The 21,948-nt window shown below is 44.1% G+C and carries 20 protein-coding genes and 1 other annotated feature; of the genes, 12 read left to right on the forward strand and 8 right to left on the reverse strand.

The genetic code is table 11. The features are described from left to right. From rfbA to wzzB, 11 genes are all read left to right on the forward strand, one after another. Nucleotides 1–867, forward strand: a complete 867-nt coding sequence (gene rfbA, locus EDF78_RS19725; RefSeq protein ID WP_133823736.1) for a glucose-1-phosphate thymidylyltransferase RfbA — start codon at nucleotides 1–3, stop codon at nucleotides 865–867. A gap of 6 nt (nucleotides 868–873) precedes the next feature. Then, complete coding sequence (locus tag EDF78_RS19730) at nucleotides 874–2,310, forward strand: lipopolysaccharide biosynthesis protein (protein ID WP_133823737.1); 1,437 nt, start codon at nucleotides 874–876, stop codon at nucleotides 2,308–2,310. 2 nt (nucleotides 2,311–2,312) lie between these two features. Further along, nucleotides 2,313–3,413, forward strand: a complete 1,101-nt coding sequence (gene vioA / locus EDF78_RS19735) for a dTDP-4-amino-4,6-dideoxy-D-glucose aminotransferase VioA (protein ID WP_133823738.1) — start codon at nucleotides 2,313–2,315, stop codon at nucleotides 3,411–3,413. 400 nt (nucleotides 3,414–3,813) lie between these two features. Further along, nucleotides 3,814–4,818, forward strand: coding sequence for a glycosyltransferase (locus EDF78_RS19740; RefSeq protein WP_166654476.1), 1,005 nt, complete (start codon nucleotides 3,814–3,816; stop codon nucleotides 4,816–4,818). 42 nt (nucleotides 4,819–4,860) lie between these two features. Continuing rightward, a complete protein-coding gene (wzy, locus tag EDF78_RS19745; RefSeq protein ID WP_279586838.1) occupies nucleotides 4,861–6,102 on the forward strand; it encodes an oligosaccharide repeat unit polymerase in 1,242 nt (413 codons plus the stop codon). After that, nucleotides 6,095–7,255, forward strand: a complete 1,161-nt coding sequence (locus EDF78_RS19750) for a glycosyltransferase (RefSeq protein WP_133823741.1) — start codon at nucleotides 6,095–6,097, stop codon at nucleotides 7,253–7,255. The genes wzy and EDF78_RS19750 overlap by 8 nt, the downstream gene beginning before the upstream one ends. Before the next feature lie 23 nt (nucleotides 7,256–7,278). Continuing rightward, complete coding sequence (locus EDF78_RS19755) at nucleotides 7,279–8,106, forward strand: glycosyltransferase family A protein (protein ID WP_133823742.1); 828 nt, start codon at nucleotides 7,279–7,281, stop codon at nucleotides 8,104–8,106. Nucleotide 8,107: 1 nt separating this feature from the next. Next, a complete protein-coding gene (gene glf, locus EDF78_RS19760) occupies nucleotides 8,108–9,211 on the forward strand; it encodes a UDP-galactopyranose mutase (RefSeq protein WP_133823743.1) in 1,104 nt (367 codons plus the stop codon). Further along, complete coding sequence (locus EDF78_RS19765) at nucleotides 9,208–10,119, forward strand: glycosyltransferase (RefSeq protein WP_133823744.1); 912 nt, start codon at nucleotides 9,208–9,210, stop codon at nucleotides 10,117–10,119. The genes glf and EDF78_RS19765 overlap by 4 nt, the downstream gene beginning before the upstream one ends. A 145-nt stretch (nucleotides 10,120–10,264) precedes the next feature. Next, complete coding sequence (gndA, locus tag EDF78_RS19770) at nucleotides 10,265–11,674, forward strand: NADP-dependent phosphogluconate dehydrogenase (protein ID WP_133823745.1); 1,410 nt, start codon at nucleotides 10,265–10,267, stop codon at nucleotides 11,672–11,674. A 224-nt stretch (nucleotides 11,675–11,898) separates the two neighbouring features. Beyond that, complete coding sequence (wzzB, locus tag EDF78_RS19775; RefSeq protein WP_133823746.1) at nucleotides 11,899–12,891, forward strand: LPS O-antigen chain length determinant protein WzzB; 993 nt, start codon at nucleotides 11,899–11,901, stop codon at nucleotides 12,889–12,891. Between the two features lie 75 nt (nucleotides 12,892–12,966). On the opposite strand, the gene hisIE is transcribed toward wzzB, so the two are convergent. Genes hisIE through hisG form a run of 8 tightly spaced genes read right to left on the reverse strand, consistent with a single transcriptional unit; the run spans nucleotide 12,967 to nucleotide 20,122 of the window. Then, a complete protein-coding gene (gene hisIE, locus EDF78_RS19780; protein ID WP_131694404.1) occupies nucleotides 12,967–13,581 on the reverse strand; it encodes a bifunctional phosphoribosyl-AMP cyclohydrolase/phosphoribosyl-ATP diphosphatase HisIE in 615 nt (204 codons plus the stop codon). 23 nt (nucleotides 13,582–13,604) lie between these two features. Further along, the gene (gene hisF, locus EDF78_RS19785) at nucleotides 13,605–14,378 is read right to left on the reverse strand and encodes an imidazole glycerol phosphate synthase subunit HisF (RefSeq protein WP_095922350.1); all 774 of its coding nucleotides are present in this window, start codon (nucleotides 14,376–14,378) and stop codon (nucleotides 13,605–13,607) included. Then, a complete protein-coding gene (hisA, locus tag EDF78_RS19790; protein WP_095922349.1) occupies nucleotides 14,360–15,097 on the reverse strand; it encodes a 1-(5-phosphoribosyl)-5-[(5-phosphoribosylamino)methylideneamino]imidazole-4-carboxamide isomerase in 738 nt (245 codons plus the stop codon). The genes hisF and hisA overlap by 19 nt, the downstream gene beginning before the upstream one ends. A gap of 5 nt (nucleotides 15,098–15,102) precedes the next feature. Next, a complete protein-coding gene (hisH, locus tag EDF78_RS19795; protein WP_133823747.1) occupies nucleotides 15,103–15,693 on the reverse strand; it encodes an imidazole glycerol phosphate synthase subunit HisH in 591 nt (196 codons plus the stop codon). After that, nucleotides 15,693–16,775, reverse strand: a complete 1,083-nt coding sequence (hisB, locus tag EDF78_RS19800) for a bifunctional histidinol-phosphatase/imidazoleglycerol-phosphate dehydratase HisB (protein WP_095922347.1) — start codon at nucleotides 16,773–16,775, stop codon at nucleotides 15,693–15,695. Before hisB ends, hisH begins: the two co-directional genes overlap by 1 nt. Further along, nucleotides 16,772–17,905, reverse strand: coding sequence for a histidinol-phosphate transaminase (gene hisC, locus EDF78_RS19805; protein ID WP_095922346.1), 1,134 nt, complete (start codon nucleotides 17,903–17,905; stop codon nucleotides 16,772–16,774). The genes hisB and hisC overlap by 4 nt, the downstream gene beginning before the upstream one ends. After that, nucleotides 17,905–19,218: a histidinol dehydrogenase gene (hisD, locus tag EDF78_RS19810; protein WP_095922345.1), complete on the reverse strand. Its 1,314-nt coding sequence runs from the start codon at nucleotides 19,216–19,218 to the stop codon at nucleotides 17,905–17,907. The genes hisC and hisD overlap by 1 nt, the downstream gene beginning before the upstream one ends. 4 nt (nucleotides 19,219–19,222) lie before the next feature. Continuing rightward, nucleotides 19,223–20,122: an ATP phosphoribosyltransferase gene (gene hisG, locus EDF78_RS19815; protein ID WP_095922344.1), complete on the reverse strand. Its 900-nt coding sequence runs from the start codon at nucleotides 20,120–20,122 to the stop codon at nucleotides 19,223–19,225. Nucleotides 20,123–20,195: 73 nt separating this feature from the next. Beyond that, nucleotides 20,196–20,317: a sequence feature (His leader region), on the reverse strand. A gap of 329 nt (nucleotides 20,318–20,646) precedes the next feature. On the opposite strand from hisG, the gene EDF78_RS19820 reads away from it, so the two are divergent. Then, nucleotides 20,647–21,471: an SDR family oxidoreductase gene (locus tag EDF78_RS19820; protein ID WP_133823748.1), complete on the forward strand. Its 825-nt coding sequence runs from the start codon at nucleotides 20,647–20,649 to the stop codon at nucleotides 21,469–21,471. Nucleotides 21,472–21,948: the final 477 nt, after the last annotated feature.

Here is a 21,948-nt window from a genome sequence, read left to right on the forward strand (position 1 = left end):
ATGAAAGGTATCATTTTAGCTGGTGGTTCTGGAACACGTTTATACCCAATCACGATGGGTGTATCTAAGCAGTTGTTGCCTATTTATGACAAACCAATGATATATTACCCGCTATCTGTATTAATGCTTGCAGGAATTAGAGATATTTTAATTATTACAACACCAAATGATTTAGAAGGTTTTAAAAGACTACTTGGAGATGGTAGCCGGATCGGATTAAATTTAAAATATGAAGTTCAGGCTTCACCTGATGGTTTAGCGCAAGCTTTCATAATAGGAGAGTCATTTATCAATAATGATTCCGTATGTCTTGTTCTTGGAGACAATATTTTTTATGGTCAAGGCTTTTCACCAAAATTAAAAGATGCCGTTGTACGCTCTTCTAGTAAAGCAACAATTTTTGGTTACCAGGTAAAGGATCCTGAGCGCTTCGGAGTTGTGGAATTTGATGAAAACAGAAACGTTTTATCGATTGAAGAGAAGCCTGATAATCCAAAAAGTAATTATGCCGTTACTGGTTTATATTTTTATACGAATAAAGTAGTCGAATACGCTAAGCGTGTTAAACCCTCTCCCCGTGGTGAGCTTGAAATTACATCAATCAATCAAATGTATCTCGAGGAAGGAGATTTATCAATTGAGATGCTGGGTAGAGGGTTTGCATGGCTGGATACTGGAACACATGAAAGCTTATTACAAGCAGCACAATTTGTTGAAACTATTGAGGTGAGGCAGGGTTACAAAGTGGCATGTCTTGAAGAGATTGCTTACAATAATCACTGGCTAACTAAACAAGATTTACTAAGCCAGGCAGAACTCATGGCCAAAAATAGTTACGGTCAATACCTTTCTCAATTGGTTAAGTGATACGCTGTGACTGAGCTTAAAAATAAAACTATTAGTGGATTAAAGTGGAGTGCATTCGAGAGGATCTTATCGCAAGGCGCACAATTGGTCTTAATGCTGGTTTTAGCTCGTATTTTGGGGCCTAAGGCGTTTGGTCTAATTGGCATGCTTGCTATCTTTATCGCTATTGGTCAAGTATTTATTGATAGTGGTTTCAGTTCAGCTCTAATAAGAAAAGTCGATTCCACACAGGTTGATTACTCGACTGCATTTTATTTTAATATTTTTGTTGCATTTGTAAGTTATTCGGTTTTGTTTATTTCAGCACCATTGATTGCGACATTTTATCAACAGCCAGAATTGATTTCATTGACAAGAGTCATTGGATTTACGCTCATCATTAATAGCTTTACAGTTGTGCCCAGAACTATTTTGACAAGCAGAATGGATTTTAAAGCACAAGCTAAGGCATCTATCAGTTCTGTTGTTATTAGCGGGACGATTGCACTATTGTTAGCTTGGTATGGGTATGGCGTATGGGCTCTAGTTGCACAAACACTGCTGATGGCATTATGTAATGCTATACTCATTACGATTTTAACCAGATGGTATCCAAGTTTTACTTTTAGTCGAGAATCATTTAACTATCTATTTGGTTTTGGCGGCAAGTTATTGATATCGGGTCTTATGGATACTGCATACAATAATTTATACCAAATTGTCATTGGTAAGAAATTTAATGTTGTAGATGTCGGTCAATATACACAAGCAAATCAGTTATCAAGTATACCAGCTATGACAATGACAAATATCATTCAAAGAGTTACATATCCGATGTTTAGTCATATGCAAAAAGATTACCATAAACTCGAAGAATATTATTTACTGACAATGAAAGTGGCATCCCTGATAATTTTCCCCCTTATGTGTGGGATTGCTATTATATCAAAACCTTTGTTGTTTTTACTTCTTGGGCCAGAGTGGAATGTTGCTTCTAACTTAGTTATGGCCTTAGCTCTTGCTTATATGCTTTATCCGGTACATGCGATAAATTTGAATATATTGCAAGTTAAAGGGCGTAGTGATTTGTTTTTAAAATTAGAAGTTATAAAAAAAATCCTGGGTCTAATTATAATTATGACAACTATGCAGTATAGCATAATGTTTATGTGCATCGGTTTATTAGTCCATTCGTATTTATCTCTGATACTTAATACCTATTATACTAAGAAATTAACAGGATTGAGAGTAATGAGACAAATAAATGAGTTATTCCCTATTTGGTGTATCGCAATTTTCTCTTGTTTTATTGCCTGGTTGTTTGCTATCTACGCAACGAAGAATCAAATTTCGCAAATTTTAATCATGATTGCTTCTTCAGCCATTATGTATGTTCTTCTGATTTTTGTGACGCAAAACAAATTATTCAAGTTTATATTATCAGTTAAAAAAAGAGATATTTAAAAATGAAAAATATACCAGTAACGCAACCATTTTTACCTGATCTAAAAGAATTTATCCCCTATCTTGAGGAAATCTGGAATAATAAATGGTTGACAAATAACGGGCCATTTCATCAAGAGTTGGAAAAAAAACTTTGTGATTACCTAGGTGTTAAATATATTTCATTATTTAACAATGCAACCATTGCTCTGATCACAGCTCTTCAAGCATTACGAATATCAGGAGAAGTAATCACTACGCCATATTCTTTTGTCGCTACAAGTCACTCAATTTTGTGGAATGGTTTAAAACCTGTATTTGTTGATATAGACCCTAATACTTTCAACATTGATCCAAAGAAAATAGAAGAGGCGATCACACCACAAACAACAGCAATTATGCCTGTGCATTGCTATTCAAATCCCTGTGATGTCCTGGAAATTCAACGTATAGCGGATAATTATGGTTTACGCGTCATATATGACGCAGCACATGCATTTGGCATTCAAATGGAAGGTCAAAGTATCCTTAATTATGGAGACATGTCTATACTAAGCTTCCATGCTACGAAAGTATTTAATACATTTGAAGGTGGGGCGATAATATGCCAGGACGAAAAGACAAAGCAGCGTATTGATAGTCTCAAAAACTTTGGAATAGCAGATGAGTTGACCGTAACAGCCCCAGGTATTAATGGTAAAATGAGTGAAATTAATGCCGCATTTGGTCTGGTTCAATTAAAACATATTGATAAGGCTATAGGGCAACGCCAGGAAATAGATAAAAATTATCGTAATGAGTTGGCTAAAATCCAAGGGATTACGGTACCTAATCCTTCAGCACAAGCAAACAGCAATTTTTCTTATTTTCCCGTGTTGATTGAGTCAGACTTCAGGATGTCAAGGGATGAACTCTATAACGAATTAAAGAAAAATAACATTCTTTCGCGTAGATATTTTTACCCAATTATTAGTAATATGCCAATGTATAGAGGGATTGAATCAGCATCAATTGGCAATCTCCCTATTGCTAACAAAACTTCGGATAAAGTCCTCTGTCTACCGATATTTAATGAGTTAACGGAAAACGATTTTAGTCGAATTATAAGTATTATTCGGGGATAACATACCGACTCTTTCGCGCAATGAGATAAAAATCTGTTTTTGCTCATTTGGCGACGATGTTCATATGTCAAATTTAGATTTATTTCATGGTTCATCGAACCTTCATATTCGGGATGATGATTAGTCTATGTATTATATGATTATTCCGATGGTACCCAAAAATATGGGCTAATGTATCTCATACTGATGTCGACATTAGGTACCATGCGATATTAGGCTCGTGAAGTGTCATTCTCCTTAGCGTGGTAGTTGAAACTGATAACGCTGTAAAGGTTCTTTCTGAATAAAAGAAGATTTCGTTCCATATTATATTTATGCACGCAACCAGGCACAAAAAAATTTGCCGGAAAATACACAAATACTTGATTTGGGACAAATATTGAATATTTAAGGCTGCATGATGCAAAGTATCGATAAAAAAAGAAAAACTTTATTACCTAATTCTGATGTAAAAGTTAGTGTTTGTTGTATTACTTACAATCAAGAACTATATGTAGCTGATGCAATAGAGGGCTTTTTATCACAGAAGACCAATTTCCCCTTTGAAATAATAATTTCTGATGATGGTAGCACGGATGAAACATCAAATATTATTGATTCTTACGTTACCAAGTATCCTGGTTTAATAAGATATGTCAAAACGAAACGCAATCTAGGTGCAAACGGAAATTTATTAAATGCTGTTAGCCATGCAAAGGGTGCTTACATCGCGTTTTGTGAAGGGGATGATTATTGGATAGATGATAAAAAAATACAAAAACAGTATGATGCCATGATTGCTAATCCGGATGTTATGTTTTCATTTCACCCATGTTTTCTGCTAAAAGGTGAATCAGTTAGTAAAGTAAAAAGTTACAGCAAAGGTGAATTAATTTCTCTGTTTACTGTTGATGATGTTTTAAAAAGTTTAAATCAATTTGCACCAACTGCATCTTATATGTTTAATAAAGAAATGATTGGCATGTTACCCGAATGGTTCAACAATGCTCCAGTCGGGGATCTGTTTCTGGAATTATATGGGATGAAAAATTCTGGTGGCCTGTATTTACCGTGGCCTATGTCAGTATATAGATTGCAATCACAAGGTTCGTGGTCTGCGCATACACAAAAACAATCAGAGGCGCACACCACTAGACATCTGGCTATAATCGAATCTCTGAAAAAATCTTCAGAGGACTTTCATAGCAATAAACTTTCATTTTTAAATAAAATTTCACATATATATCTAGCGTTAGCGATTAGAGCGATAAAAAGTGGGGATGTGATTGGTTTTAGGAAATATTTAGCTATTCTTGAAAAGAACTCTAGTTTTATGTCGAGCAAATATAGTTTTTATAAAAAATTCAGAAACAAGCCATGGGTATTGTTTTACCTACATAAAATTAAAAGTTTTATTTTTCGCTAACTTATCATTTAAAATAAAACAAAGTGGCAATTGTGAGAATGTATGATTAGAAAATACCTCATGTTTTTGTATGTTTTTTTTAACTTATCTTGTTCAGTGTATTTTCTATCAATAGGAACTCTTGGTGGGGATTTTAAATATGAATATTCGGCTGATGCCGCTCTGATTATACTATCATGTTTGATAGTACTATTTACTTTCCTAATTTTCCAAGGTGTTATATTTAAGGCATTTGAGGCAGTACGTACGACCTCCTGCTGTTTATATAATCATAGCCTTAAGCTTGATTGGTCTATGCTAGCGCTGGTAATTATTGGTATTATGTTATCGGTGTTATACAAAATTGGTGTTCTAGGCGTAAATAAAGACTTGGTAAATGAAGTGCCTAAGCTAATGCTTTATTTCAACACACTATTCCAACCTGTCCTTCTGGTATTAATATATCTTTTTTATCGATGTGAAAGCAAGAGATATGTGTATTTCCTGGTTTATGTTTTATATATCATTCTTATACTGCTAAATGGACAGACTGGCCAGTTATTAATACTTTTCTGCTTGTTTCTAATCAGGAAGAAACGGCAGGGGAAAAATTATAGATTAACAAAAATAATAACTCTAACGACAATCGGTATTGCTCTTTACCCATTTGTTAGAATGATGAAGGATGCAATTGTTAATTCAATTAATTCAGGCGGAGATTTGATTGGCGATATTACCACCGCTATATCCGGCATTGACCTCGAGACTTACTTTAACTATTTATTTATTACATTAGAACGTTTTCAAATGGTCAGTAATACACATTTCATCGTTCAGTATGGGGAGGGTTTAGGGGAACAATTTGCTCAGACTGGTTCTTCGTATTCTTTTTATTCTTTAAATTGGCTGGTAGCCGCACTTGCGCGCTTCTTCAATGTTGATGTATCCATGATAACATCTGCGCAAGATTTTATGGCATATCAGATTAATGGTGTCTCAACCTGGTCTTCACAAATTGGTGTGATCGGATATTTTTATTTTTATCATTTATATGCAGTCACTATAATATTTGTTATTTTATTAGCGTTATTTGTTGCCATAAGATTAAGCTCATTTCTAGGTAATGGTAAGGCCTTGGTTGATTTAACATGGTGCCTGTCGCTGATGCTAATCTGCCATGGATGGTTTATCCCCTTCCTTAACTATATGCAGTGTTTGTTTTTATTTGTATTATTTATACTTGTTTTAAATGTAGGTAAGTCCAATAGAGCAAGTTCATATCAGGAAGTAAATAGTAATGAATAAAAATGTAGTGGTGTTCAGGACTAAACTTTTGCCATTTTCTGAAACTTTCATTAAAGAACAGGTTCTTTCTTATAAAGAATGGAATCCTGTTCTAGTGGGGCAATTCCATATCGAAAATGGTCTTGATATTAATGAATGTGACTTTGTTACCTTCGAAGAAAAGATAAGCATTTTCAGTAATTTTAAAAGAAATTTTTATAAACTCATTAGTTTTTCACCTTCACGCGATGAAAAATTACTTCGAGCTCTCGAACCTGATATTATTCACATTCACTTTGGTGTTGATGCGGTAATTAATTGGTCTCTATTCAGGCGGTTTGACCTGCCTATACTTATTACTCTACATGGTTATGATATTAATATAAAAAAAGCATGGTGGAAGTCAGGAAAAGAAGGTTTACATTTAAAAGACTACCCTGAAAGAATTTTAAAAATTGCACAATCTAAAAATGTGACATTTATTGCGGTCTCACAAGAGCTTAAGAAAAAAGCTATCGAATTTGGTATACCTGCAGATAAGATATTTGTTTCGTATATCGGTGTTGACACAGTCGTTTTCGCAAAACAAAACGTACCCTATGACTCCAGGAAGCAGATACTGTTTGTAGGTAGATTGGTTGAGAAAAAAGGGTGCGGTGTCCTGATCGAGGCATTCTCGAAAATTCATGATAAATATCCTGATGTTGAATTGAAAATTATAGGAACAGGCCCTCTCGAGAAGCAACTCAAAGCGCTAGCTGCCAGCCTAAATGTGAAGGTTAACTTTGTCGGGGCTTGCAATAAACATCAGGTAATCGAAGAGCTTTCAAAATCTTTAGTTTTATGCCTTCCAAGCGTGCATGCTGAAAGTGGGGATGCGGAAGGATTTGGCCTTGTTCTTTTGGAAGCTTCTGCTTGTGGTGTTCCAGTGATCACTTCTGCATTTGGCGGAGCCAAAGAAGGGATTATAAATGGTGTCACTGGATTTGCCTTTGAAGAAAACGATAATAATGAATTATCATATCGATTAACCCAGCTTATTTCTGATCATAGGATGGCAGAAAAAATGGGAAATGATGCACGTAAATTTGTAGAAGAAAAATTTGGTATAGATGCATGTACTGTTTCGCTGGAAGAAATATACAACAAACTTACGAATAGTCCATCCAGATAAAGTTTGAGGGAAAAATTAATTGTATGAAAACTATTGATGTTGTAGTTCCAAGCTTTAACCGGTTAGTGTATTTAATTGATACTGTTAAAAGCATTCTTGAGCAGACTTATAAAATCAATAAGATCATCATTGTCGATGATAATTCAAAATTTACAGAAAATGATTTTTGGAATAAAGTGCATCTTAATGATCTTCCTACAGAAAATATTATCTTTTATAAGAAGAAGAATAATCTCGGCGCGTGTCATTCCAGGAACCTTGGGGCGAGTTTGAGTAGTGCGGAGTTCATTGCTTTTCTTGATGATGATGACTTATGGGAAAGGGATCATATATCCAGTTTGATGGAATGTTTTATTGACGAAAAAGTTGTACTTTCTTATAGTGGAAAAAAAATAAAAAACTATAAAAAAAATAAAATCAGAAATAGTTTAAATATAATACCGTCGTCTAATCAATATGAGTCGTTGATCAGGTGTAATTATCCAGGGTCAACATCCTCAATTGTTGTTCGTAAAAAACATTTTTTAAGTGCTGGAGGATTTGATGAATCATTGCCGGCCATTCAGGATTATGATTTTTACTTGCGACTTGTCAAGGAAGGGAAAATTGCAACGAATGGAATGTACACATTAATATATCGTGATGACACTGCGGTGAAGATTACTAACCAGCTTGATAAAGCTCGCGATGCTTTTTTTAAAATAGTACAAAAACCCGATGTCAAATACACACCTATTTTGGCGAAAACGATTTTCATACAAAATTTAAAAAAAGCAATTTTGAATAAAAAAATAAATTATATTTATTTTTTTGCAAAGGATTATCTACAGGTTTTATTAAAGAGTAAATGATATGAAATATGATTATTTGATTGTTGGTTCTGGATTATTTGGGTGCGTTTTTGCACATGAAATGAAGAAGAAAGGGTTCGCTGTTAAGGTCATAGAAAAAAGAAATCACCTAGGTGGTAATATTTACTGCGAAAATATTGATGGGATCAACGTTCATAAATATGGCGCGCATATTTTTCATACTAATGACAAAAATGTCTGGGATTACGTCAATAACTTAGTTGAATTTAACCGTTTTACAAATTCTCCAACTGCTATTTCTAAGGGTAAAATGTATAATTTGCCCTTCAATATGAATACATTCAATCAGTTGTGGGGAGTTGTTAAACCGCAGGATGCGCGGGATATAATTAGTTCTCAAAATGCAGAGCTTAAAGATAAGGAACCTGAAAATCTTGAAGAACAGGCCATTTCATTAGTTGGTCGTGATATATTTAATACCTTGATAAAAGAATACACCGAGAAACAATGGGGTCGTTCCTGTAAGGACTTACCTCCATTTATAATTAAAAGATTGCCTGTAAGATTTACTTTCGATAATAATTATTTTAATGATAAATACCAAGGCATTCCCATTGGTGGTTATAATAAAATTATCGATGCCCTCCTTGAAGGTGTTGAAACAGAAACAAACGTTGATTTTTTCAACAATAAATCACATTGGATTAATTGCGCTAAAAAAATTGTGTATACAGGTCCAATTGATAAGTTTTTTGAATATGAATTTGGTAAGCTTGAGTATCGCACGCTGGTTTTTGAAAGTGAAAAATTGGATATCGAGAATTATCAAGGCAATGCAGTTGTCAACTACATTGATGCTGTGTATCCGTTTACACGCATTATCGAACATAAGCATTTTGAATTCGGTAATCAAAATTCAACAGTGATTACTCGTGAGTATCCAAAAGAATATTCTGAAGGAGATGAGCCCTACTATCCGGTAAATGATAGCAAAAATAACAGAATATATTCAAATTATAAAAACAAGGCTAAAGCTGTTAGTAATGTTATTTTTGGCGGTAGACTTGCGGAATATAAGTATTACGATATGCATCAAATCATTTCCTCAGCTTTAAGTGCTGTTGAAAAGGAGGTGATTTCATGATGAAAAATGTCATTGCTCTTGTCGTTACTTTTAATCGTAAAGATTTTTTAGCTAAGGTCCTTACGTCATTAGTTAATCAAAGCTATCCACTGCGTGAAATTATCATTGTTGACAATAATAGCAATGATGGTACATTTTTACTGGTAGATGAGTTTATTAAAAGTTCTCATTCAAATATTGCAATTTCATATTTTAATACTGGAGATAACCTTGGCGGTGCAGGGGGGTTTTCTTATGGGTTTGATGTTGTCAAAAGTAAAATTTATGACTATCTTTGGTTAATGGATGATGATCTCTCACCCGAAGTGACATGCTTGGAAAATCTTTTGTTAACAGGTAATGAAGGTATTACTCAGCCGGTTCGCTATAATCTTGATGGTTCCTGTGCTGAGATTTCACCTGTTATTTATGATCTTAGTAACCCTTTCTTAATGAATCCAAAATTATCTACTGTTAAGGATTATTTAGAGGGTTCAGAAAATAACCATTCGTTCGAAATTGCAGGGGTTCCTTTTGAAGGACCTTTAATTTCTCATCGGCTTATTGACATCGTTGGTAAACCTGACGAACGTTTTTTCATTTTTAATGATGACCTCGATTTTTCAATTCGCGCAAAAAGCGCAGGTTTTAAAATAATTTGCGAACCTAAGGCGAAAGCCATAAGGTTGCTAGTTAATCACCAAAAGAATGATTTAAAATCCTGGAAAGGTTATTTTATGTTGCGTAATCATTTCTTTATTCTAAGTACTCATGGCGAATCATTCTTGGTCAGAAGTCGTCCTTTATTCCTTGCTTTGGGTTATTTCTGCCTCTCAATCATTCGCGGCGACATCAAGGCTGCCACAATGTGTTTTAACGCATATATTGATTCTTTTTCTTTGAAAAATAACGATAAATATCGCCCTTGATTTTTACGTTCAGGTAGCCAACAAAGTATGAAGTTCACTTGCTCTGAACAACTTCTGCTACACACACTCCATAACCTGAGTTAACATCTAAGCCACATTCTAAGCCGCGCATATGTAGCGGTGACCACCCTGACAGGAGTATGTAATGTCCAAACAACAGATCGGCGTAGTCGGTATGGCGGTAATGGGCCGTAACCTCGCGCTTAACATCGAAAGCCGTGGTTATTCCGTATCCATTTTTAACCGTTCCGGCGACAAGACTGATGAAGTCATCGCTGAAAATCCGGGTAAAAATCTGGTTCCGCACTACACCGTTGAAGAGTTTGTTGACTCGCTGGAAAAACCTCGTCGTATCTTGCTGATGGTGAAAGCCGGTGAAGCAACTGATAAAACGATCGCATCCCTGACTCCGCACCTGGATAAAGGCGACATCCTGATCGATGGCGGCAACACCTATTATAAAGACACCATTCGTCGTAACCGCGAACTGTCTGAACAAGGTTTCAACTTCATCGGTACCGGTGTTTCTGGTGGTGAAGAGGGCGCACTGAAAGGCCCATCCATCATGCCTGGCGGTCAGAAAGAAGCTTATGCACTGGTGGCACCGATCCTTGAGAAAATCGCAGCTCGTGCAGAAGATGGCGACGCTTGCGTGGCTTACATCGGGGCGGATGGCGCAGGTCACTACGTCAAGATGGTTCACAATGGCATCGAATACGGCGACATGCAGCTGATCGCAGAAGCCTATTCACTGCTGAAACAGTCTCTGAACCTGAGCAACGAAGAGCTGGCTACCACCTTCGCTGACTGGAACAAAGGCGAGCTGAGCAGCTACCTGATCGATATCACCAAAGATATCTTCACCAAGAAAGATGAAGAAGGTAAATATCTGGTTGATGTGATCCTGGATGAAGCGGCGAATAAAGGCACCGGTAAATGGACCAGCCAGAGCTCACTGGATCTGGGTGAACCACTGACCCTGATCACCGAGTCTGTTTTTGCCCGTTACCTGTCATCCCTGAAAGATCAGCGCGTTGCTGCTTCGAAAGTATTGTCTGGCCCGGCTGTTAAACCTTTCGCGGGTGACAAAGCTGAGTTCATTGAGAAAGTTCGTCGTGCACTGTATCTGGGTAAACTGGTTTCTTACGCACAAGGCTTCTCACAGCTGAAAGCAGCGTCAGACGAGAATAACTGGGATCTGAACTACGGTGAAATCGCGAAGATATTCCGTGCTGGTTGTATCATCCGCGCTCAGTTCCTGCAGAAAATTACCGATGCCTACGCTGAGAATGCGTCTATTGCTAACCTGCTGCTGGCCCCGTACTTCAAAAATATTACTGACGAATACCAGCAAGCGCTGCGTGATGTGGTGTCTTATGCCGTTCAGAACGGTATCCCGACCCCAACCTTCTCTGCAGCGATCAACTACTATGACAGCTACCGTTCTGCGGTTCTGCCAGCCAACCTGATCCAGGCACAGCGTGACTATTTCGGTGCCCATACTTACAAACGCACTGATAAAGAGGGCGTATTCCATACCGAATGGTTGGATTAAATTTTTTGTTGCTTGAAATGCTAAATCACGCCCCCTTTGTTCGGGGCGTTTTTGTATCAAACGTTTTCTGTTTCATAAAAATACCTATAATTTACTTTTCTCCTTATTTTCAGCCTAATCTTATGAAAATAGTTACTTTCCATACAGGTTTTTTGCATTCATCGTGACTATAATTGTTGGCACAATTAGGCAATCAAATGTGAACAATCTCCCTTAAGGTGATCATGAATCAAGATAATACTTTTTTAAAACCTCCAGCTAAAAACTCAGCTGAAGATATTGATTTTTTTGATATTATTTTGCAGCTGTGGCGTGGAAAAATAATCATTGCCTTATTTGCTTTTTTGATGATTATTATTGCAGTTGGTTATTTGTTTATCGCTAAAGAGAAATGGACCTCGGAAGCGATTGTTACTTATCCCGATTCAGGTCAAATAGCTAATTACAATAATGCTATGGCTATTCTGTACAGCCAAAACCCCGCAAATGCACCGAGTATAGTCGATGTGCAGCAACGTTTTTTTAGCCGTTTTAACTCAGCAATTGCCGCTTTATCCGAACAGTTGGATAATCAGGAAATCCCGGAGAAATTGGTTATCCTTCCTGCCGTTAAGGGGCAGGAGTTTCCTTTGAGAATAAGCTATACGGGTGACAGTGCTGGTGCAGCACGTAAGACTCTTACAACCTATATCCAACAAATAAATAAAAGGGTTGTTACTGAACTGGAAGATGACTTGCAGAGCAGTGTAACTTCTAAAATTAAAGATTTAAATGAGAGGCTTGATAGCCAGGTTAAAGTTGCGCAAGAAAGAAAAGATAAAAGACTACAAATACTTAATCAGGCTTTAGTTATTGCTGAACAGTCCCATATTAAAGATACACGTGTGCAGCAAGCTGAAACATTATCTGAGGATACGTTGTTCGTTCTTGGAAGCGATGCATTAGCAGCGACTATCAAAAACGAATCAACCCGTCCGCTACCATTAGATGATGATTATTATAATACCCGGCAGGCCCTAATCGCTATTAGCTCTCTGAAGTCCAACCCTGAGACTACCTATGCATTGCGATATGTGATGAAACCCAATATGCCAATTCATCGTGACAGCCCTAAAAAAGCGCTAACTTTAATCATCGGAGCCTTATTCGGCGTAATCTTGGGCGCTGCATTTGTCTTAGGCCGCAACGCAATAAGAAAATACAATGAGTCCGCTTAACGTTTAATTATTTAACCAAATAAAAAGCCGCCAATGCATCAGCAAAGGCGGCTTTTTTACGTCCGTAATCTGACGTTATTTCTTATGACGCTGACGCAGATTATCGATCACTGCACTGAGGTTCAGATCCTGATCCTGCAGTAATACCAGCAGGTGATAGACCAGATCTGAAGCTTCGTTTTTCAGTTCAAAACGGTCATTGACGGTAGCAGCCAGCGCGGTTTCCACGCCTTCTTCACCGACTTTTTGCGCGATGCGTTTGGTGCCACTGGCATACAGTTTGGCGGTATACGAGCTTTCCGGGTCGGCGGTTTTACGCGAGGCCAGCAGTTCTTCCAGCTGATATAAGAACGCCCAGTCGGTTTCGGCAGGGTGGAAGCAGCTGTTGTTGCCTTTGTGGCAGGTCGGTCCGACCGGATTGACCAGCACCAGCAAGGTATCGTTATCACAATCAGGCGTGATGCTGACGACGTTCAGGTAGTTTTCCGACGTTTCCCCTTTGGTCCACAGACGCGCTTTGGTGCGTGAATAGAATGTCACTTTACCGGAAGATTGGGTGACGCTCAGCGCTTCCTGGTTCATGTAACCAAGCATCAGCACTTCGCCGGATACCGCGTGCTGGATGATGGCCGGCATCAGGTTGTCCACTTTTTCCCAGTCGAGCTGGTCGATTTGTTCACCGGTCAGCAGACCGGTTTTTCCTTCCTGATTACTCACAAGCGGATCTCCACGCCATTTTCGGCTAAATAGCTTTTCAGCTCGCCAATATTGATAATTTGTTTGTGGAACACGGAGGCGGCCAGTGCGCCGTCGACCCGCGCTTCGCGGAATGCATCGAGGAAATGCGGCATGGTGCCTGCGCCCCCCGAGGCGATCAGCGGAACATGACAGACTTCGCGGATCATCTTCAGTTGCTCAAGATCGTAACCGTTACGCACGCCGTCCTGATTCATCATGTTCAGCACTATTTCACCGGCGCCACGTTCCTGCACTTCTTTCACCCAGTCGATGGTCTGCCAGGTGGTGATTTTAGTGCGGGCCTCGTCGCCGGTAAACTGATGAACCTGATAAGTGCCGCTTTCGGCATCATGCCAGGTATCAATGCCCACCACGATACACTGTACACCATAGCGGTCGGCGAGACGGGTGATCAGTGTCGGATCCGCCAGTGCAGGGGAGTTAATGGAAATCTTGTCTGCGCCAAACTGCAAAATCTGGCTGGCGTCTTCAAGGCTTTTAATCCCGCCCGCCACACAGAAGGGGATATCAATGACTTCAGCCACACGCGAGACCCAGCTTTTGTCTACAACCCGGCCATCGCTTGACGCGGTAATGTCATAGAACACCAGTTCGTCGGCGCCTTCCTGCGCATAACGCTGTGCCAGCGGCACGATGTCACCGATGATCTCGTGATTGCGGAACTGTACGCCTTTGACGACCTGGCCGTCTTTAACGTCGAGGCAGGGGATTATCCGTTTTGCCAGCATGAAATTGCCTCCGTCACATTAAATTTACCGTCGAGCAATGCACGCCCGACAATCACGCCTTCCACGCCGCTGTCACGCAATTGCGCGATATCTTCCAGCGAGCCGATACCGCCGGAAGCCTGAAACGCTACCTGCGGATAGCGGGCGGTCACTTCGCGATACAGTTCGACGTTGGAACCGGCCAGCGTACCGTCGCGGGAAATGTCCGTGCACAGCACATGTTTGAGACCGAACGGCAGATACTGTTCGACCACCTGTTCCAGCGTGGCATTGGAGTTTTCCTGCCAGCCGCTGATGGCGACATTTTTCGTGCCTTCAGCATCGATACGCACATCCAGCGCCAGCACCAGTGCGTCTGCGCCAAAACGGCTGAACCAGCCCTGCACGGTCGCCGGGTCTTTCACGGCAGTGGAACCGACGACGACGCGGGTCGCACCGGCATTCAGCAGGGCTTCAACATCCTGCTCACTGCGGATACCGCCGCCCACCTGAACCGGCACAGAAACACCGGCCAGTAACGTGGTCAGTAACGGGATCTGGCGGGCGGCCGGATCCTTTGCACCGGTTAAATCGACAAGGTGCAGAACCTGCGCGCCTTGCTGCTGATAATCCTGTAAACGCGGCAGCGGATCATTGCCGTAGTCGCGTTGCTGACCGTAATCGCCCTGATGCAAACGCACCACGCTGCCTTCGATCAAATCCAAAGCGGGAATAATCATGCTGTTTACATCTCCAGAAAGTTTTTCAGCAACTGTGCGCCAGCGGCACCGGAACGCTCGGGATGAAACTGCACGCCGAAGAAGTTGTCTTTTTGAACGGCAGCGCTGAAGGGCTCGCCGTAAAGTGTCTGTGCGACCGTATTTTCGCATACCGGCATGGCAAATCCGTGGACGAAATAGAAGTAAGCATTTTCATCAATGCCGCGAAACAAATGGCTGTCGGCGTTGGCGATGACCTGATTCCAGCCCATATGCGGCAGAGGTAAACCCAGATCCTGCATACGCTGGACCGGCGTATTGATAATGCCCAGCGTATCGATGCCGCCATTTTCTTCACTCGACGACGCCAGTAACTGCATACCCAGACAAATCCCCAGCACCGGCTGGGTGCAGGCTTTGATCAGGTCAATCAGCTCGCGTTGCTCAAGTTGTTCCATCGCGGCCTGAGCCGTGCCCACGCCCGGCAAAAATAACTTATCCGCCTGCAACACAATCTCCGGCTCACGACTTACCGTCGGCTCATAGCCCAAACGCTGAACCGCATATTTAACGGAAGAGAGGTTGGCGCAGCCGGTATCAAGGATAACGACATTCATCACAGCACTCCTTTCGAGCTCGGCAGGGTGTTGCCATCGACGCGGATCGCCTGACGCAGCGTGCGTCCGAAAGCTTTGAACAGGCTTTCAACACGGTGGTGATCGTTTTTGCCCTTGGTTCGCAAGTGCAGGGTACAGGCCATCGCGTAAGACAGGGAACGGAAGAAGTGTTCAACCATTTCTGTGCTCAGATCACCGACGCGCTGATAGTTAAATTCCGCTTTGTATTCGAGGTGCGGACGCCCGGAGATATCCAGCGCGCAACGGGCCAGACATTCATCCATTGGCAGCACGAAGCCGAAACGGCCGATGCCGCGTTTATCGCCCAGCGCCTTATTCAGGGCTTCGCCCAGCGCCAGCGCGGTATCTTCTACCGTGTGGTGATCGTCGATATAAAGATCGCCTTTCACTTCGATGTTCATGCGAAAACCGCCGTGTGTGGCGATCTGATCGAGCATGTGGTCAAAGAAGCCGACACCGGTGCGGATTTTGCTTTCGCCTTCGCGATCCAGCCAGACATCGACATCAATTGCCGTTTCGCGGGTAACGCGGTTCACTTTTGCGTGACGGTCACGTTTGGTCAGCTGTTCCGCAATGCTGGCCCAGTTCAGCGTATCGCGCTGATAGCGCAGCCCGGCGATACCCATATTGGCGGCAAGCTGGATATCGGTATCCCGGTCACCAATCACGTAGCTGTTTGCCGTGTCCAGCACGCCGCTTTCCAGATAGCCCGCCACCAGTTTGGTTTTCGGTTTACGGCAATCACAGTGATCGGCAGGCAGGTGCGGACAAATCAGCACGTCATCAAAAACGATGCCCTGAGACGTCAGGATCTGCATCATCAGGTTGTGCGGCGGGTCGAAAGTGTCCTGCGGGAAACTGGCGGTGCCTAGCCCGTCCTGATTGGTGATCATCACCAGTTTAAAGCCTGCATTTTGCAAGGCTAACAGGGCCGGAATGACCCCCGGCTCGAGGGCCAGTTTGTCCAGACGATCGACCTGGAAATCTTCCGGCGGCTCAGAAATCAGGGTACCGTCGCGGTCGATAAACAGTGTTTTTTGCAATAACGGACTCTGGCTCACATGTGCTCCTTGCGGGGGCTATTTTGATTATCATTAAGGGTCGTGGCGATGGCGCCCGGTAACGGTTGCAGCGCAGTGATCACACGTTGCAGCTCTTCCCGTGTACCGATAGTAATACGCAGGCAGCCGGAAAGCCCCGGTTGCTTGTTCTGGTCACGCAGGATAATGCCCTGATCCCAGAGGTTTTTAAAGACGGCGCTGGATGCGCTGAAGCGGGCGAGCACATAGTTGGTGTCGCTGGCGAAGGCTTCTTCGACACAGGCGCATTGTTCCAACTCTGCGATCAACCATTCGCGGTTGTTCGTGACTTCCGCCACGCGCTGACGCATCACGGCCAGTCCTTCCGGGCTGAGTGCCTGTGCGGCAATATCCGCGACCGGAGTGGATAAAGGATAAGGCGCGATCACCTTCATTAATAAACCAATCAGCTCGCTGTTCGCCAGCGTGAACCCGCAACGCAAACCGGCCAGCGCGAAGGCTTTAGACAGCGTGCGCAGAACGGCCAGATGCGGATATTCCTGCAACCAGCCGGACACCGTCGCCTGCGGGCAGAATTCAATATAGGCCTCGTCGACGGCGACAATGGCGCGACCGCGGGTCATCTCCAGCACGGCACGGATTTCATCCGCATCGATGATATTGCCGGTCGGGTTATTCGGGCTGCACACGTAAACCAGTTTCACGCCATCCAGTGCGGCTTCAATCGCCGGAAGATCCAGAGACCAGTCCGCTTTCGCGGCAACGGTGCGGCCTTCCACGCCGATGGTTTCGGCGCTGACGCTGTACATGCCGTACGTCGGCGGGCAATAAAGGATGGCGTCTTTGCCCGGCTCGCAGAACGCGCGGATCAGCAGTTCAATGCCTTCATCTGCGCCACGGCTGACCAGAACCTGTTCCGGATCGACACCGGCGTAGGCCGCGTAACGGTTGATGACCAGCGCAGGCTGACATTCCGGATAGCGGTTAAAGGTCTGTTGCGTCAGTTCGAACTGGGGGGCAAGGGCATATTCGTTGGCATTCAGCCAGACATCACCGTTGCCGCCGAGACGGCGTGCGGACTGATAAGGTGTCAGTTCCTGCACATTCTTACGTGCCAGCGCCTGAACGCTGAGGTTTTTTGCATCGCTCATCAACGTTGCTCCTTTAAAGCATTCACGCGCAAAGTTACGGCATTTTTGTGTGCGGTCAATTGCTCCGCCTGTGCCAGCGTTTCAATGGTGTTGGCCAGACCCAGCAAACCTTCCGGTGTTAACTGCTGAACGGTCATGCGTTTCTGGAAATCCGCCAGACCCAGGCTTGAACAGGTCGCGGTATAACCGTATGTCGGCAGAACGTGGTTGGTGCCGGAGGCGTAATCCCCCGCCGATTCCGGTGACCAGTCACCGAGAAACACCGAACCGGCGCTGGTGATGCTGTCGACTAACTGCTCCGGCTCGCGGGTTTGCAGAATCAGGTGCTCCGGGCCATACGCATTGCTGATTTCGATACATTGCGCGATGTCCTTCGCCACAATCAGACGGCTGCTTGCCAGCGCCTGACGGGCAATTTCACTGCGGGATAATGTCTGCAACTGGCGCTCGACGGCTTCGCCGACCGCCTGGGCCATTTTCAGATCCGGCGTCAGTAAAATAACCTGCGAATCCGGGCCGTGTTCTGCCTGCGAAAGTAAATCAGACGCCACAAAGTCAGGCGTCGCGCCGCTGTCGGCGATCACCAGCACTTCCGACGGACCGGCAGGCATGTCGATCGCCGCGCCATCGAGACTCTGGCTGACCTGACGTTTCGCTTCCGTCACGTACGCATTACCCGGTCCGAAGATTTTCGCCACGCGCGGTACGGTTTCAGTGCCGAAGGCCAGAGCGGCAATCGCCTGCGCGCCGCCGAGCTGATACACCTCTTCCACACCGCAAAGTTGCGCGGCATACAGAATTTCATCGGCAATCGGTGGCGGTGAACACAGCACCACTTTCTGACATCCGGCGATGCGTGCCGGGGTGGCCAGCATTAATACGGTTGACACCAGCGGTGCCGAACCGCCCGGAATATACAACCCGACGGACTGAATAGGGCGGGTGAGCTGCTGACAGCGGACGCCCGGCTGGGTTTCAATATCCACCACCGCCAGTTTTTGTGCCTGATGGAACGTGTCGATGTTACGCACTGCGTGCGCCATCGCCTGTTTCACCTCTTCACCTAAACGCGCTGACGCGGCCCCGATTTGCTGTGCGGTGACACGCAGATCCTGAACGTCAGTCTTATCAAAGCGGGCGCAGAATTCGCGCAGCGCACTGTCACCTTCACTGCGCACGCGGCGCAGAATTTCACTGACAGATTCGGTAATACGATCAGAGGCTGACATCGCCGGGCGGGTCAGCAGGTCGCGACGTTGTTGTTCGTCGCATTGTTGCCAGTCAATCGGGGTCGTGAACGCGTCAGGCTTCATGGCATTACTCCATCATTTTTTCGATTGGCAGAACCAGAATGGAGCTGGCGCCCAGCGCTTTCAGTTTCTCCATTGTTTCCCAGAACAGGGTTTCACTGCTGACCATGTGCATCGCCACGCGTTGCTGATCGCCTGCCAGCGGCAGAATGGTCGGACGTTCCGCGCCCGGCAGCAGGGCAATGATTTCGTCCAGACGCTCACTTGGCGCGTGCAACATAATGTATTTGGATTCGCGGGCCTGAATCACGCCCTGAATACGGGTCATCATTTTGTCGATCAGCAGTTGTTTCTCTTGCGGCATTTCACCGTCGCGCTGGATCAGACAGGCTTTGGAGCGGTAAATCACTTCGACTTCGCGCAGGCCGTTGGCTTCCAGCGTGGCACCGGTGGACACCAGGTCACAAATGGCGTCTGACAAACCGGCGCGCGGCGCGACTTCGACCGAACCGTTCAGCAGGCAGGATTTAAAATCGACGCCTTTCTTATCGAGGTATTGCTTGAGCAGGTGAGGGTAGGAGGTGGCGATACGGGCATTTTGCAGGCTCTGCGGACCGGTGTAATCGGTGTCCAGCGGTGTGGCCAGCGACAGACGACAGCCGCCGAAATCCAGACGACGCAGGGTGAAGTAACGCGGATCTTCGCCCTGAGCGCGGCGGCTCAGCAACTCTTCTTCCAGCACGTTTTCACCGATGATGCCCAGATCGACCACGCCATCCATGACCAGCCCCGGGATATCGTCATCACGCACGCGCAAAATGTCGATCGGCATGTTCTCTGCGAAGGCGATCAGGCGCTGTTCCTGCAGGTTGATTTTAATCCCGCAGCGGGCGAGCAGTTCGCGTGATTCATCGCTCAGGCGACCAGACTTCTGCATTGCTATCCGTAAACGTGTTTTATCCAGCATGATGACCTCAGTTTCTTAATTATTTATCGTAAAATCGTGAATTTCTAATTTCTTATCTTCAATCCGTCAGGCCAAAAAAAAGCCCCCGGAAGTAATCTTCCGGGGGCTATCTCTGCGTTCTGCGCCACTGGAAGATCTAAACAGTCTCCCAGCACCAATCGCCTGAAAGACTAGTCAGGGTGATGGTGATGATGGTGGTTAATCAGAACGTTTGTCATGTCAGTGTCTCTGTGCGTTTATTCAGGTGCCGCGAGATTCAGTATTGAATTATTCGCCACACGCATCAAATTCATTGCCAATAAAACTAAACTATCGGGCGGCCGCAGCGCAACCTTTTTTTCCGATGATGAGTTTTTCTTATCCGCAGCGGTAGTTTCATCGTAATCATGAATGATCTGTTAACAGACGCAAAGAAAACCTTACGCAGACGGGGCGGGGAAAACGCCGCGTTTGCTAGTATAAAGGAAGAGAGAGCAGCAACTGGCGCAGTGATGCCAAATGCCACTGAACAAACGGAGTGACGTATGAAGAAGGTTTCGATTATCGGTCTGGGCTGGCTGGGAATGCCACTGGCAATGGCGCTGGCGTCGAGAGGATATGACGTCGTGGGCAGTAAAACGACCCTGGATGGTGTGGATGCGGCGCGAATGGTGGGCATCGAATGTTTTCCGCTGGTATTCACGCCTGAAATGGAATGCGAAGCGGAAGATCTCGATCGTCTGCTCAACGTTGATGCGCTGATCATCACCTTACCGGCGCGGAGAACGGTCGAAGGCAGCGAACTTTACTTTCAGGCGGTCCAGATGTTAACCGACAGCGCACTGGCGCATAACGTCAAACGCATCATCTTCACCAGTTCGACCTCTGTTTATGGCGAGGCGGAAGGGGTGGTCCGTGAAGACGCGGTTCTTCAACCGGTCACGGCCAGCGGAAAAGTGCTGAAAGAGCTGGAAAACTGGTTCCATGATTTGCCGAACACATCCGTGGATGTGTTGCGGCTGGCGGGACTGGTTGGCGGCGATCGCCATCCGGGGCGTTTTATGGCCGGTAAGACAGACGTGAAGGACGGGACGCATGGCGTCAACCTGGTGCATCAGGACGACGTGGTGGCAGCAATAACCTTATTGCTGAGCCTGCCCAAAGGCGGGCACACCTATAACCTTTGCGCGCCTGCTCACCCGGCCAAAGCCGACTTTTATCCTGCGCTGGCCAGGCAGATGGGGCTGCAACCCCCAACCTTTGCTGAACAGACTTCAGCAGGTAAAGGAAAAGTCGTGGATGGCGAGCGGATCTGCAAAGAACTCGGCTTCGAATACCAGTACCCTGATCCGCAAGCTATGCCTTTTTAGTCGCTAAACGCGGTTTAAATAATAATATGTTATGACCTGCCGGAAATTCCGGCAGGTGTTCAAAATGTGACGGATTAATGTTCAGTAACTAACCGCTTCATTTTGAGAGCAAGGTTTTGTGCGGCCAAATGCCCCTTATTTATTCTCATGCCATTAATTAGCCTGCTTAATGACGTCCCGTTTCTTCCGGTTATTCTCTTATACGCTTAATAAGCAGAGTTAAAGATGCGTTTTATTCGCTTTTTTGGGGATGAAAGTGGCGGTGGATGCTGTATCAGTAATAAAATTCCTAATCCTGCGCTTTTTATTTGCCATTGAGCGGTATAAACCACTTTTTTAAGCACAATCATTAAAGTTTTCCTGAAGAGTTGCCGATAGGTTTGTACGGCAACAGTCCGCCGTTCCATCATTTCTTCTTATCAATCTAGTCAACAGACTGGATGACGTCCCGTATTTGTTCACAAATTGTTACAATCA

Source organism: Rahnella sp. BIGb0236, assembly GCF_004364755.1.
GTDB lineage: Bacteria > Pseudomonadota > Gammaproteobacteria > Enterobacterales > Enterobacteriaceae > Rahnella > Rahnella victoriana.